The sequence below is a fragment of the Agromyces fucosus genome, from assembly GCF_004134865.1.
Lineage (GTDB): Bacteria > Actinomycetota > Actinomycetes > Actinomycetales > Microbacteriaceae > Agromyces > Agromyces fucosus.
Genome location: NZ_SDPO01000004.1, coordinates 576,144 through 589,381, shown reverse-complemented (window position 1 = coordinate 589,381; position 13,238 = coordinate 576,144). Strand labels below are relative to the sequence as shown.

The window sequence follows — 13,238 nt, the reverse complement described above, 5'->3', positions numbered from 1 at the left end:
ATTGTTGACCAATCAGGTTCGAACGTCGTAGGTTGCCACATAACATCCCGGCCTGCGACGGAAGGACCTCCTTGTGAAATCCAGAATTCTCGCCCTCGCAGGTTCGGTGGCCATCGCGGCGCCGCTGGCGCTCGGTGCCGCGACGTCGGCCGGTGCGGCGACGACCGAGAACCCACCGGTCGCGCTCGTCGACGGCGTCACCGCTCCGATCTACGACTACGCCGACGCCATCCGGGAGACGGTCTGGGTCACCGCCCCCGACCTCGACGGCGACGGGGTCGACGAGCGCATCGCGACCGACATCATCCGCCCGCGGGAACTCGACGGCAACGCACGGGTCCCGATCATCATGGACGCCAGCCCGTACTACCTGAGCTCCGGACGCGGCAACGAGGCGGAGCGCAAGGTCTACGACGCCGACGGGAACCTCGTCAAGTTCCCCCTCTACTACGACAACTACTTCGTGCCGCGCGGGTACGCCTTCGTCGCGGTCGACATGGCGGGGACCGCGCGTTCGACCGGCTGCACCGATGAGGGCGGCCGCTCCGACATCGAGTCGGTCAAGGCCGTGGTGGAGTGGCTGTCCGGCGACGGGGTCGCCCATGACGCCGACGGCGCGGTCGTCGACGCGGACTGGAGCAACGGCAAGACCGGCATGATCGGCAAGTCCTACGACGGGACCCTGGCCAACGGTGTCGCGGCCACCGGCGTCGACGGCTTGAAGACGATCGTGCCGATCAGCGCGATCAGCTCGTGGTACGACTACAACCGCTGGCAGGGCGCGGTGAAGTCCTTCAACTACCCGAGCAGCCTGTCGCGCTCGGTCGCGTCCAATCGAACCATCGCGACCGACTGCTCGGCGCGCTTGAACTGGATGAACGACAACGACGGCGACGAGACGGGGGCCTACACCGACTTCTGGGCCGAGCGCGACTACCGCGAGGGCACCTCGTACGACGTGTCGAAGGTCACGGCCAGCGTGTTCATCATGCACGGACTGCAGGACACCAACGTCAAGACGATGAACGCCTCGAAGTGGTGGGACGACCTCGGCGAGCAGGGTGTGCTCCGCAAGATGTGGCTCACCCGCCTCGGTCACGTGGACCCCTTCGACTCCGAGCGCGCACTGTGGGTCGACACCCTTCACCGATGGTTCGACCACGAGCTCATGGACATCGACAACGGCATCGACCGCGAACCCGCCGTGAGCGTGGAGACCGCGCCGAACCAGTGGGAGCAGTCGAAGACCTGGCCGATCGCCTCGGCACGCACCCAGACGCTGAACCTGCACGCCGACGGCACGCTGATGCTCGGAAGGCAGGACCGCTCCACGGCCAGCTACATCAATTCCGCGTCGCTGAGCGAGGCGAACGCCGTCAGGATCGGAGCCAACGCCAACCGGCTGCAGTTCCTCACCGGCACGACCAAGCACGACATCCGGATCTCGGGCACGCCGACGGTCGACCTCGACCTGACCCACACCGCCCCAGTCGGGCAGGTGTCGGTCATGCTGGTCGACTACGGCGTGATGGACCGCGTCAGCGCCTCGGGCGACGGCGCGCAGACGCTGAGCACCGAGTCGTGCTGGGGCCCGGCGACCGCGACCGACGACGCCTGCTACCTGGATGTCGCCAAGCGCATCTCGAGCACCGAGCTGCAAGTGGTGGCCAGAGGGTGGGCCCGCCTCGACGGGGCGGGAAACCACCAGGTCACCGTCGAACTGGCTGCCAACGACGTCGTCGTGCCGGCGGGGCACCAGCTCGGCCTCGTGATCAGCGGCAGCCGCAACGGGGTCGTGGCCGTGGACACGGCGGCGACCACCTACACGGTCGGTCTGAGCGGTTCGAAGCTGAACCTCCCGGTGTCGGGCCCGATGGCCGGCTTCGGTCCGGGGCGTCTGACCGAGAAGGACACCGAGACCCTCAGCCCGGGAACCCTGGCCGATCTCGACGAAACGGTGTGGCCGGGCAACTGACCCGACCGCAGACGAGCGTCGCCGATCGCACCGAGGTGCGGTCGGCGGCGCTCGTCGTCAGCGCACCGTCTTGCGCGCCGTGATCTGTCCGGTGTCGAAGCCGAGCAGGTGCAGTCCGCCGTGGAAACGGGCGTGCTCGACCTTGATGCATCGGTCCATGACGACGGTGAGACCCTGCTCCTCGCCGTAGTACGCGGCCTCCTGGTTCCAGATGCCGAGCTGCACCCAGATCGTCTTGGCCCCCGAGGCGAGCACCTCGTCGACCACCTGCGGGATGTCGGAGCCGCGGCGGAACACCACGACGATGTCGGGCACCTCGGGCAGGTCGGCGAGGCTCGCGTAGGCGGGCTGGCCGAGGATCTCGGTCTCCATGGGGTTCACGAAGTAGAGCCGGTAGTCGCTCGACTGCTGCAGGTAGGTGCCGACGAAGAAGCTCGAGCGCTGCGGCTTGGGCGAGGCGCCGACGATCGCGACCGACTTCGCCGCGTTCAGGATCTTGAGCCGCTGCTTCGCGTCGGGCCCGGTCCAGGTGCGCTGCGACTTCAGGAGCTTCGCGAGCGGCGAGCTCGCCGGCAGCTCGCACGAGAGGCCGTTGACGAGGCGCACGGTCTCGACGTCGCCGGCTTCGAGGGCAGCGGATGCCGCGGCATCCGTCGTCTCGGTCACTGTGGTCATCGTGCTGCTCCCGTCGCGATCGTGAGGGCCTGGTCGAGGTCGTCGATGATGTCTTCGACATCTTCGATGCCGACCGACAACCGCACAACCCCCGGCAGGACGCCTGCGTCGACGAGCTGCTGCTCGGTGAGCTGCGCGTGCGTCGTCGATGCGGGGTGGATGATGAGCGTCTTCGCGTCGCCGATGTTGGCGAGGTGGCTTGCGAGGTTGACGTTCTCGATGAGCGCCTGGCCGACCGAGCGGCCGCCCTTCACCTCGAAGCTGAACACCGAACCGGGGCCCTTCGGGAGGTACTTCCGGGCGCGGTCGTGGTGCGGGTGGCCGGGCAGGCCCGCCCAGAGCACGCGCTCGATGCGCGGGTCGGCGTCGAGCCACTCCGCGACGACCCGGGCGTTGTCGATGTGGGCCTGGATGCGGTACGGCAGCGTCTCGACGCCCTGCGCGAGCAGGAACGCCGAGTGCGGCGCGAGCGCCGGGCCGATGTCGCGGAGCTGCTCTGCGCGGAGCCGCGTGAGGAACGCGTATTCGCCGAAGTTGCCCGACCACTGGAGGCCGCCGTAGCTCGGCACGGGCTGGCCGAAGAGCGGGAACTTCTCGGAGTGCCAGTCGAAGCGGCCAGACTCGACGACCACGCCGCCGAGCGTGGTGCCGTGACCGCCGAGGAACTTCGTCGCGGAGTGCGTGACGATGTCGGCGCCCCACTCGATCGGGCGGTTCAGGTACGGAGTCGCGATCGTGGAGTCGACGATGAAGGGGATGCCGTGGGCGTGCGCGACGTCGGCGAGGGCCTCGAGGTCGGCGATCTCACCCGAGGGGTTCGCGATCGTCTCGACGAACAGCGCCTTGGTCTTGTCGGTGATCGCCGCGGCGTAGTCGGCGGCGTCGGCCGACTGCACGAACGTCGTCTCGATGCCGAAGCGGCGCAGCGTGACATCCAGCTGGGTGATCGAACCGCCGTAGAGGTTCGCCGAGGCGACGATGTGGTCGCCGGAGCCGGCGAGGCTCGCGAAGGTGATGTACTGCGCCGAGAGGCCGCTCGCCGTCGCGACGGCGCCGAGGCCGCCCTCGAGGCTCGCGACGCGCTCCTCGAAGCTCGCGACGGTCGGGTTCGCGAGGCGCGAGTATATGTTGCCGTACTTCTGCAGGGCGAACCGCGCAGCGGCATCGGCGGTGTCGTCGAAGACGAACGCGCTCGACTGGTAGATCGGCAGCGCGCGGGCGCCCGTCACCTGGTCGGGGATGTTGCCCGCGTGGATGGCGCGGGTCTTGAAGCCGTATTCGCGGTCTGCCATGCCGGCAACGCTACTGCCGGCCGCAGCGGGATCGGCCCGTCGGCGTAACGCAGGGCAACGGATGTCGGGAGGAGGGGCCGGCCGATCCGTTACCGTGAGGCGCATGATCCTCGAACACGCGCTGCTGCCCGTCGTCCCCGGCCGGGAGGCCGACTTCGAAGCGGCGTTCGCCGAGGCGAAGACGATCATCGCCGGCATGCCCGGCTTCATCGATCTTCGGCTCTCGCGCTCGATCGAGACGCCGAACGACTACCTGCTGCTCGTGCAGTGGGAGAGCGTCGAGGCGCACGAGACGGGCTTCCGCGGCTCGCCCGAGTACGGCCGGTGGCGTGAACTGCTCCACCGGTTCTACGAGCCGTTCCCGGTCGTCGAGCACTTCGCGGAGGTCGCCCGCGCGGGCTGAGGCGAGCTGGCGTGCGCCGCGGCATCCGCTCGGCGCGCCTGCACAGGGCCTGCCCAGCCCCCGTTGCTACCATCGTGAACAGGTCGCCGACTGCGGCCCCGGACGAGGGATCAGTACCCGGAACGCGACAAGACTGGCCACAGGAGTGGATCAGTCATGGCATGGGTCATCCTCATCGCGTCCGGCGTGCTCGAAGCCGTCTGGGCCACCGCGCTCGGCAAGTCCGAGGGCTTCACGAAGCTCTGGCCGTCGGTCGTCTTCTTCGGCGCACTCGCCCTCTCGATGGGCGGACTCGCCTGGGCGATGCGCGACATCCCGACCGGCACCGCCTACGCCGTCTGGGTCGGCATCGGGGCGGCGCTCACGGTCGTCTGGGCCATGGTCACGGGCGACGCCGAGGCGTCCTGGGTCAAGATCGCCCTGCTGGTCGGGCTCGTCGGCTGCGTCGTCGGCCTCAAGTTCGTCGACGGCGGCAGCCACTAGGCGCCATGGGCGCCGAGAGCGCCGCGAGCGGATCGACCCCGACGTCGCCTCCTACGGCGCCGACGCCCGACGCACCAGCCGGTACGGCGCCTGCTCCACCCGCGGCGGAGAGGCCGGGTCGTCGACGAGGCGCAGCACTGATGCCACGGCGAGACGTGCGAGTTCGCCGAGGTCGGGCGCGATGGTCGTGAGCGGCGGCGTCGCGAACGCCGACTCGGGCGCATCGTCCCAGCCGGCGACGGCCAGTTGGGCGGGCACGTCGATCCCGGCCTCCCTGAAGGCGCGGAGCGCGCCGATCGCGAGCAGGTCGTTCGCGCAGACCAGTCCGTCCAGCCCGTCGAGTCCTCGTGGGCGGGCGAGCAGGACACGGGTCCGGGCGTAGCCCTCCTCGCGCGAGTAGTCGCCTTCGGGGGAGTCGCGGTTCCACGGCGAGATCTCCAGCGCGTCCACCGGGTCGGGTTCGAGTCCCGCGAGCCGGAGCGCCCAGCGGAAGCCCTCGAGACGGAGGTCGGCCGCCGCGGCGCCGCTCGAGGAATCCGGCACCGCACCCAGGAAGCCGAGCCGGCGCCGACCCGACGCGATGAGGTGCGCGGTCACGTCGCGCGAGCTGGTGACGCTGTCGATGACGACCCGGTCGACGCGCGCGCTCCGGATCCGCTCGCCGAGCACGACGAGCGGCGTGCTGCCGCGCGCCGCGGTGAGCTCGTCGTCTCCGATCGACATCGCGCTCAGGATGACGCCGTCGGTGAGCAGCGTGCGGTAACCCGCCACCGCACGGAGTTCGCGCTCGGGATCGCCGTGCGTCTCGTCGACCACGACGTCGTAACCGGCCTGCTCGGCCGCGGTGACCACCGCGTGCGCGAGCTGCGCGAAGTACGGCAGCGACAGGAAGGGCACCGACAGCGTGAGCAGGTTGGTGCGCCCGATACGCAGCTGTCGCGCCGCGAGCTGGGGTCGGTAGCCGAGCTCGGCGATCGCGGCCTCGACGCGGGACCTGGTCGCCGCGCTCACCGGGGCCTTGCCGCTGATCACGTTCGAGACGGTGCGGTACGAGACGCCGGAGATCGCCGCGACGTCCTTCAGCGTCGGCGCCGCCGAACGGCGCGACGACCCGGACCCGTCGGTGCCGTTCATGCCGCTCACCAGCGGTTCCTCACGTCTTCGGCCCAGCCCAGGAGCCCGTCGACCTCCACGCGTTCGCCGTCGACCAGCACCCACCCCGAGTAGTGCCCGAAGCACTGGTGCCCGTGCGAGCCGAAGACGACGAGCTCGGTCGCGCTCACACGGTCCCAGAACGGTTCGAAGCGAAGATCGGCGGATGCCCCGTGGATCCGCCACGGCGCCAGCCAGTCGTGCTCGTCGTACTCCCAGTCGAGCTCTTCCTCGATCTTCGAGAGCCGCCCGTCGACGACGACCGCGTTCTCGGTCGACCCGCTCCCGTCGGTCCACTTCCCGCCGAGCTGCAGGCCGATCGTGCGGCCGCCGACGGTGCCCGAGGCTGCACCCCAGTTCCACACCATGCGATAGGGCCAGCGGCCCCTGCCGTGGTCGAGCACTGCCCAGCTCTCGCCCGCGGGCAGTTCGATCCGCTCACGACCGGCTTCGGCGGAGTCCAGCTCGAGCCAGCCGGTCGCGGGGCGGGCGACGTCCTTCACCGTGTACTGGAATCGTCTCCTCGACCACGGGACGACGACGCCGAGGCGCTCGTGCCCCTCGGGCAGCTCGGCCAGGATCTCGAGGCGTGCGCCGTCGACCTCGGCGCGGAGCAGGGTGCCGCCCTCGACCTCCTCCACATCGATCGAGATGCCGTTCGCCCGTGCCCGCGCGGGCCCGTCGCCGAGCGAGGCGGGCAGCGTCGCCCCGCCGCCGAACGGCACGATCGCCGAGCGATCGAGCGTCGCCCCGGTCCGCCGGTCGTGCACGAGCACCGCGTGGACCGCGGCGTAGTCGATCGACGAGACCGTGAGCGCGATGAGGTGCGTGGGCGTGGTCACCGCCCAGTACTCCCAGCGCTTGTTGCGCCCCCAGACGCGTCGTCCGTCGATGCCGGAGGTGTCGTGCAGCGGCACGCGGCTCCAGCCGACTGCGGCCGGGTTCAGGCTGCCGTCGGGCAGGCAGAGGGCGACGGGGGCGGTGAGCTCACGCTCGACGATGGGGCGGGGCATCCTGGACCTCTGGTTCGAATGGCGGGTCGGTGGGGGAACGGGCGACGCGGCCGGTGCCACGGTGGGAGCGAGGGCGAGGGCGACGGCGGCGGCGAAGCGCGCCGCGAGCTCGACGTTCACCTCGCGCACCCGGTCTGCGCGCAGCTTCAGCACGGTGCGGTCGGCGGTGACGAGACCGTTGAGCTCGTCCTCGACGTCGCTGAGCTGCGTGTACACGTAACCGCTCAGTCCGGCGTCGACGGCGGGCCCGACCTCGTTCCGATGCAGCGCGACGAATGCGTCGGTGAGATCGTCGATCGTGCGGGAGCGGCGGTAGCCGAACTCCCGTGGCCCGAACTCGTGGCCGGGCAGCCGCAGGCTGTAGCCGCCGTACTCCGAGACGACGATCGCCCGCCGCTCGGTCCGCCACGACCGCTCGGGCCTGATGCGGCGGAAGTACACGTGGAGGCTCCGGAGGTCGCCGCCGCCCTGGTCGTGCCATCCGCTCGCGTGGTCGATCACCCGGTCGGGGTCGAGCGCGCGCAGGCGGTCGACGGCGTCGAGCGCATCGAACTGGCCCCAGCCCTCGTTGAAGGGCACCCAGACGACGACGCTCGGCGCGTTGCCGAGGAGGCGGACGGTCTCGTCGAGCTCGGCGCGGAATTCTTCGCGGCCCGCGGCGTCCTGCCGGCCGAACAACCGGTGCCGTCGGTCGTCGAGGCGCAGCGGCAGCTTCACCGGCACGGTCACGACGGCGGGGTGGTACCGGCGGCCGCCGTTCACGAGATCCTGCCAGACCAGCATGCCGAGACGGTCGCAGTGGTGGTACCAGCGCAGCGACTCGACCTTGATGTGCTTGCGCAGGGCGTTGAAGCCGAGCGATTTCATCTGCTCGATGTCGTGCACGAGCGCCGCGTCGGATGGCGGCGTGTAGAGGCCTTCGGGCCAGTAGCCCTGGTCGAGCACCGCCGCGTGCAGGATCGGCTCGCCGTTCAGCATCAACCGCGGGCGGCCGTGCGCATCGGGCGCGACGCCGACCGAGCGCATGCCGAAGTAGCTCTCGACGCGGTCTTCGCCGAGTCGCACCTCGAGGTCGTAGAGGAACGGGTCGTCGGGGTGCCAGCGGTGCGGCTCCGGCAGCGGCAGGCGCATCGGCCGGCCGGTGGGCCCAGTCGCTCGCGCGACCTCCCGGCCGGCGTCGAGGACGACCACGGTCGCCTGGAGTGCGTCGGCCGTGCGAGCGCGGTCGGATGCTCCGGGCTCGGCGTCGGACCTGCTCGGGCCGACCTCGATCAGCACTTCGACGTGCTCCTCGTCGAGCAGCGGACGAATGCGGAGCTCCCGCACGTGCACCGTCGGCACCCGCTCGAGCCACACCGTCTGCCAGATGCCGGATTGAGCGGTGTACCAGATGCCGCCCCGGCGCAGGGCCTGCTTGCCGCGGGAGTGGTACGACGTGTCGCTCGGGTCCACCACGTCGACCACGAGTTCGTGCTCGGCGCCGTCGCCGAGCGGCGCAGTCACGTCGATGGTGAACGGAAGGTACCCGCCCGAGTGTTCGCCGACGACCTCGCCGTCCACGATGACCCGGCAGCGCTGGTCGACGGCGCCGAAGTGGAGCAGCAGCCGGCCGCCGTCGGCCCCGCCGTGGACCTGGACCGTCCGGCGGTACCAGAGGCGTTCGTCGGGCTGCAGCTGACGCCCCACGCCGGAGAGTTCGGCCTCGGGGGAGAACGGGACGACGATCTCGCCCTGCCAGCTCTCGGGGATCGGGGGCGCGGCGAGATCGGCCCCGGCGGTGAACGCGAACGACCACACGCCGTTGAGGTTCAGCCAGTGCTCGCGCACGAGCTGCGGCCGGGGATACTCGGGCAGCGGGTGTTCGCGATCGAGATCGCTCGCCCAGGGTGTGCGCCGGCTCATGCGCGGTCCGCCCGGGTTGCGACCCGGGCATCCTCGCCGCGTCGCATCATCCGTGCACGCAGCATCGCGAGCGGCGGCACCGCGACGAGCACGACGGCCGCCGCCAGGAAGATCTCGGGGCCGGGCACCGGGTGCGAGACGCCGAGCTCGACGTAGGAGTGGTCGGCGCCCGAGATCACGGCGGCGCCGATCGCCGGGCCGATCAGCATCGGAATCAGGATCGCCATGATCATGCGGGCGCCCTGTACGCCACCCGCCCGGTCTGCAGGGGTGCGGTCGCGCGTCATCGCGGAGACCGCGGCCACGGAGGTCATCATGCCGGCCATCATCACCGTCGCGGCGGCGATGACGCCGGTCATCTCGCGCACGAAGAGCATGGCGAGGAGGCCGGCGGCGAACGCCCCGACGGCGAACGGGAGGAACCGGGGCTTGCCGATCCGGTCCATCAGGCGTCCGCCGGCCACGCTCAGCGCCGAGGCGAGCAGCAGCACGACACCGAGCACGATCGCGTATCCGTCGAGCGCGAGCGAATAGCGCAGGTAGATGAGCACGTACGGCAGGAAGACCTGCGAGCTGATGCCGATGACCGTCCAGATCGCGAGCGTCAGGAACAGGGCGGGTTCGCGTCGGATGGTCTGCGGGCGCAGCCCCTCGAAGATCGCGCGCAGCACGCCGTGCGGGTGCTTCGCGACGCCTCGGTCGCGGATCAGGAACCAGGCTGCGATGCCGGTGGCCACCGTGATCCCGCCCACGATGCCGAAGAACAGACTCCACTGACCCGACTGCGTGAGCGGGTCGAGGAGCACGAAGACGAGCAGCATGCCGATGAGCGGCATGACGGCGAGCCATCCGTCGACGTGGCCGCGGTTGGCGGGCACCGTCGAATCGGTGACCCACGCGGCGAACGCCGCATCGTTCGCGCCCGAGCCGATGAAGCTCATGACGCAGTCGAGCGCGATGATCGCGATCACGGCGGTCGCGGTCGCCGCAGCGGCCGTCGATGCACCGGATGCCCCGTTGGCGAGCGCCCCGGAAGCGCCGCCGCCGATCAGGCCGAATGCGGCAGTGACGAGACCCCAGGCGATGTAGCCGATCGCGACGAACTCGCGGCGACGGGCGAGCCGGTCCGACCAGGCGCCGAAGAGCAGCGTGGCCGCCGTGGCGGCGACGGCGCTCGCCGCGACCATGATCGCGATGACGGCGGGGTCGGTCGAGATCGTGTCGTAGACGAACAGGTTGAGGTACATGTTCTCGATGACCCAGGCGAGCTGACCGACGAGTCCGACGGCGAGGATCGCCGTCCAGGTGCGCCCGCCGAGGCGCGGAGTGCCGAGCGCGCCGATGCGCCGGGTGTCGATGGTGTCCGGGGTGCGCATGTGCGGTGGTTGCTCCTCGCTGGTTTCAACGTTGAAACCGTCGCCCACCATAGCACCGGCGCACGCCCGTCTCGATCGTCGTGCCGAGGTGGCCGCGTGGTCGACGAGACGAGCCCCGTCGCGACATCTCGACGGCGCATCGCGCAGCCGTGTCAATAATCCTTGACATGATGTCGAATATTCTCTACATTTGGCATGTCAAACATTTCTGACATTCCGAGGAGGACGCATGTCGTACGAGGAGAAGGGCACCTGGGTCTACCTCGTGGTCGCCGTCGTGGGGAGCACGGTGTACCTCTCGCTCGTGCTGCCGCAGTTGCTCGGCGGCACGCCCGCCCACGAGATCGACTACGTGCCGACGATGCTCTGGGTGATCGGGGGCGCGATCGTCGCCTCGATCATCGGGCGCATCCTCGTCGAGATCCTCTCGCCGAGCGAGAGGACGCGCGGCGACATCCGCGACAAGGAGATCGACCGGCTCGGAGAGCGGGTCGGCAGCTCGTTCGTCGTGATCGGCGCCCTCGGCGCACTCGTGCTCGCGATGCTCGACGCCGACGGCTTCTGGATCGCGAACACCGTCTACCTCTGCTTCGTGCTCTCCGCCGTCGTCTCGACCATCACGAAGATCGTCGCCTACCGCAGGGGGGTGCCGGCATGGTGAAGCCCACGAAGGTGACGAACGAGATCCGCTCCCTGCGGTTCCGCGCCGGCGAGATGACACAGGCCGAGCTCGCGAAGCGCCTCGGGGTCACCCGCCAGACGGTCATCGCCATCGAGCAGGGGCGCTATTCGCCCTCGCTCGAGATGGCCTTCCAGCTCGCGCGGATCTTCGGGGTGCCGCTCGACGACGTCTTCCAGTACCCCGATCACGACATGGCAACGGGCTCGGAGGAGTCGGCATCATGAGAATCGCCGTCTACGAACGGTACGGTCCGCCCGAGGTGCTGCATCTGCAGGAGGCCGTCGATCCGGAGATCGGCACGAACGAGGTGCTCGTACGGGTCGAGGCGACCACCGTCGGCCCCTCCGACAGCGCCGGGCGCAGCGGCACCCCGCGCTTCGCCCGCCTCTTCTTCGGGCTCGCGAAGCCGAAGCACCCCGTGCTCGGCTCCGACTTCGCCGGCGTCGTCGAACGCGTCGGCGATGGCGTGACCAGCTTCGCGACCGGCGATCGGGTCTTCGGCACCCTGGCACCCGCGATGGGCGCGCACGCCGAACTCGTGTGCATCGCCGAGGACGCGCCGATCGTGCACATCCCCGCCCGGCTCGGCGCCGCCGAGGCCGTCGCGACGGTCGACGGATTCCTCACCGCGCTGCCCTTCCTCCGCGATCTGGCGGCCGTGGCGCCGGGTCAGGTCGTGCTCGTCAACGGGGCATCGGGCACCGTCGGGTCGGCGACGGTGCAGCTGGCCAAGCACTTCGGGGCGACCGTCGTCGGCGTGTGCAGCGCAGCGAACGCCCCGCTCGTCACCTCGCTCGGGGCCGACCGCGTCATCGACTATGCGCACGAGGACTTCACCGAGGCGCGCGGAGCCTACGACGTGATCTTCGACGCGGTCGGCAAGCGCTCCTTCGGCGCCGCCCGCCGCGCGCTCGCGCCGCACGGCATCTACCTCACGACGGTGCCGTCGGCCGCGATCATGATGCAGTGGCCGCTCACGAGGTGGTTCAGCCGCGGGCGGCGGGCGGCGATCGCCTTCACGGGGCTCCGCGACATCCGGCTCAAGGCGGCGGATCTCGCCCTGCTCGTCGAACTCATCGAATCGGGCGAGATCGTGCCGGTCATCGACCGCGTCGTCGCCTTTGACCGCATGGCCGAGGCGCACCGCCGGGTCGACACCGGGCACAAGGTCGGCAGCGTCGTGGTCGCCGTGTCGCCCGCTGCACCGCGGGTCGCGTCGCCGGCAGCATCGCCATCCGCGAAGGCGGCATCGTGAGGGCGATCGTGCAGCATCGGTACGGCGGTCCCGACGAGCTCGCGCTCGCCGAGGTCGCCGCGCCCGAGCCCGCGGCCGACGAGGTGCTCATCCGCGTCATGGCCGTCGCCGTCAGCATGGGCGACGTGCTGCTCATGCGCGGCGAGCCGCGAGCGGTGCGACTCGCCTACGGACTGCGGCGGCCGAAGCGGCCGATCATCGGCCGGGATGTCGCGGGCGAGGTCGTGGCGGTCGGCCATGCCGTCACGCGGTTCGCGGTCGGGGACGCCGTCTTCGCGGAGTCCGACCAGGGCGGCTTCGCCGAGTTCGTCGCGGTGCCCGAGCGCTTCGTCGCCGCTCGGCCGACCTCGGTCGACGCGATCCACGCGGCAGCCGTCGTCGTCTCGGGCACGACGGCGATGCAGGGCCTGCGCCTCGCAGGCGTCGGGGCCGGGCAGCACGTGCTCGTCAACGGCGCCTCGGGCGGCGTCGGCGGATTCGCCGTGCAGCTCGCCAAGGGTCGGGGCGCGGAGGTGACCGGGGTCTCCCGCGGCGCCAAGGCCGAGCACGTGCGTGCGCTCGGCGCCGACCACGTGATCGACTACTCGACCGAGGACTTCACCGCGAACCTGGGCCGCTACGACGTCGTCTTCGACCTCGTCGCCGACCGCCCGCTCGGTCGCGTGCGTCGCTCGCTCACGCCGCGGGGCACGCTCGTGCTGTCGTCCGGCCGCGGCGGCACGGTGCTCGGGCCGATGCGGCGGATGGCCGCGGCATCCGTCATCTCGCCGTTCGTCTCGCAGCGGCTCCGCCCGCTCGCGGCCGCGCGCAGCGGTGACGACCTCGCCGAACTCGCCCGCCGCATCGACGCCGGCGAGGTGCGCCCGGTCGTCGACCGCGTGTTCCCGCTCGAGAAGGCGGCCGAGGCGGTCGCCATGCTCGAGTCGGGCGAGGTGCGCGGCAAGGTCGTCATCGCGGTGTGATCCGCGCGGCACCGTCAGCCGAGCAGCGCCGCGCGGCACCGGTCAGCCGAGTAGCACCGCGTGGCACC

At 70.7% G+C, this 13,238-nt stretch carries 12 protein-coding genes and 1 riboswitch; of the genes, 7 read left to right on the top strand and 5 right to left on the bottom strand.

Annotation, left to right across the window (positions count from 1 at the left end; translation table 11 throughout):
• Window positions 1-73 precede the first annotated feature (73 nt).
• The gene (locus ESP57_RS18200; RefSeq protein WP_165877516.1) at window positions 74-1,975 is read left to right on the top strand and encodes a CocE/NonD family hydrolase; all 1,902 of its coding nucleotides are present in this window, start codon (window positions 74-76) and stop codon (window positions 1,973-1,975) included.
• Window positions 1,976-2,032: 57 nt separating this feature from the next.
• Here the strand turns inward: ESP57_RS18200 and ESP57_RS18195 are convergent, their stop codons facing one another.
• Both ESP57_RS18195 and ESP57_RS18190 read right to left on the bottom strand, forming a co-directional pair.
• Window positions 2,033-2,650, bottom strand: a complete 618-nt coding sequence (locus ESP57_RS18195; protein ID WP_115961724.1) for a CoA-binding protein — start codon at window positions 2,648-2,650, stop codon at window positions 2,033-2,035.
• Window positions 2,647-3,942: an O-acetylhomoserine aminocarboxypropyltransferase/cysteine synthase family protein gene (locus tag ESP57_RS18190; RefSeq protein ID WP_129232473.1), complete on the bottom strand. Its 1,296-nt coding sequence runs from the start codon at window positions 3,940-3,942 to the stop codon at window positions 2,647-2,649. The genes ESP57_RS18195 and ESP57_RS18190 overlap by 4 nt, the downstream gene beginning before the upstream one ends.
• A gap of 103 nt (window positions 3,943-4,045) precedes the next feature.
• Between ESP57_RS18190 and ESP57_RS18185 the strand changes: the two genes are divergently transcribed.
• Both ESP57_RS18185 and ESP57_RS18180 read left to right on the top strand, forming a co-directional pair.
• Window positions 4,046-4,345 carry an antibiotic biosynthesis monooxygenase family protein gene (locus tag ESP57_RS18185; RefSeq protein WP_129232472.1) on the top strand — a complete coding sequence of 100 codons (300 nt, stop codon included), beginning with the start codon at window positions 4,046-4,048 and terminating at the stop codon, window positions 4,343-4,345.
• A gap of 77 nt (window positions 4,346-4,422) precedes the next feature.
• Window positions 4,423-4,487: riboswitch (guanidine-III (ykkC-III) riboswitch) on the top strand.
• Window positions 4,488-4,501: 14 nt separating this feature from the next.
• Window positions 4,502-4,828: a DMT family transporter gene (locus ESP57_RS18180; protein WP_129232471.1), complete on the top strand. Its 327-nt coding sequence runs from the start codon at window positions 4,502-4,504 to the stop codon at window positions 4,826-4,828.
• 51 nt (window positions 4,829-4,879) lie between these two features.
• Here ESP57_RS18180 and ESP57_RS18175 read toward each other — a convergent pair whose 3' ends face one another.
• The 3 genes from ESP57_RS18175 to ESP57_RS18165 are packed head-to-tail and all read right to left on the bottom strand — an operon-like array spanning window position 4,880 to window position 10,271.
• A complete protein-coding gene (locus ESP57_RS18175; RefSeq protein WP_243648591.1) occupies window positions 4,880-5,962 on the bottom strand; it encodes a LacI family DNA-binding transcriptional regulator in 1,083 nt (360 codons plus the stop codon).
• A gap of 5 nt (window positions 5,963-5,967) precedes the next feature.
• Window positions 5,968-8,895, bottom strand: coding sequence for a DUF2804 family protein (locus ESP57_RS18810; protein ID WP_129232469.1), 2,928 nt, complete (start codon window positions 8,893-8,895; stop codon window positions 5,968-5,970).
• Complete coding sequence (locus ESP57_RS18165) at window positions 8,892-10,271, bottom strand: MFS transporter (RefSeq protein WP_129232468.1); 1,380 nt, start codon at window positions 10,269-10,271, stop codon at window positions 8,892-8,894. Before ESP57_RS18165 ends, ESP57_RS18810 begins: the two co-directional genes overlap by 4 nt.
• Before the next feature lie 229 nt (window positions 10,272-10,500).
• On the opposite strand from ESP57_RS18165, the gene ESP57_RS18160 reads away from it, so the two are divergent.
• Genes ESP57_RS18160 through ESP57_RS18145 form a run of 4 tightly spaced genes read left to right on the top strand, consistent with a single transcriptional unit; the run spans window position 10,501 to window position 13,170 of the window.
• Window positions 10,501-10,932, top strand: a complete 432-nt coding sequence (locus ESP57_RS18160) for a hypothetical protein (protein WP_129232467.1) — start codon at window positions 10,501-10,503, stop codon at window positions 10,930-10,932.
• Window positions 10,926-11,177 (top strand): helix-turn-helix transcriptional regulator, encoded by a 252-nt coding sequence (locus ESP57_RS18155; protein WP_056014836.1) that lies wholly within the window; start codon window positions 10,926-10,928, stop codon window positions 11,175-11,177. The genes ESP57_RS18160 and ESP57_RS18155 overlap by 7 nt, the downstream gene beginning before the upstream one ends.
• Window positions 11,174-12,208 (top strand): NAD(P)-dependent alcohol dehydrogenase, encoded by a 1,035-nt coding sequence (locus ESP57_RS18150; protein WP_129232466.1) that lies wholly within the window; start codon window positions 11,174-11,176, stop codon window positions 12,206-12,208. Before ESP57_RS18155 ends, ESP57_RS18150 begins: the two co-directional genes overlap by 4 nt.
• Window positions 12,205-13,170 carry an NAD(P)-dependent alcohol dehydrogenase gene (locus ESP57_RS18145; RefSeq protein ID WP_129232465.1) on the top strand — a complete coding sequence of 322 codons (966 nt, stop codon included), beginning with the start codon at window positions 12,205-12,207 and terminating at the stop codon, window positions 13,168-13,170. Before ESP57_RS18150 ends, ESP57_RS18145 begins: the two co-directional genes overlap by 4 nt.
• Window positions 13,171-13,238: the final 68 nt, after the last annotated feature.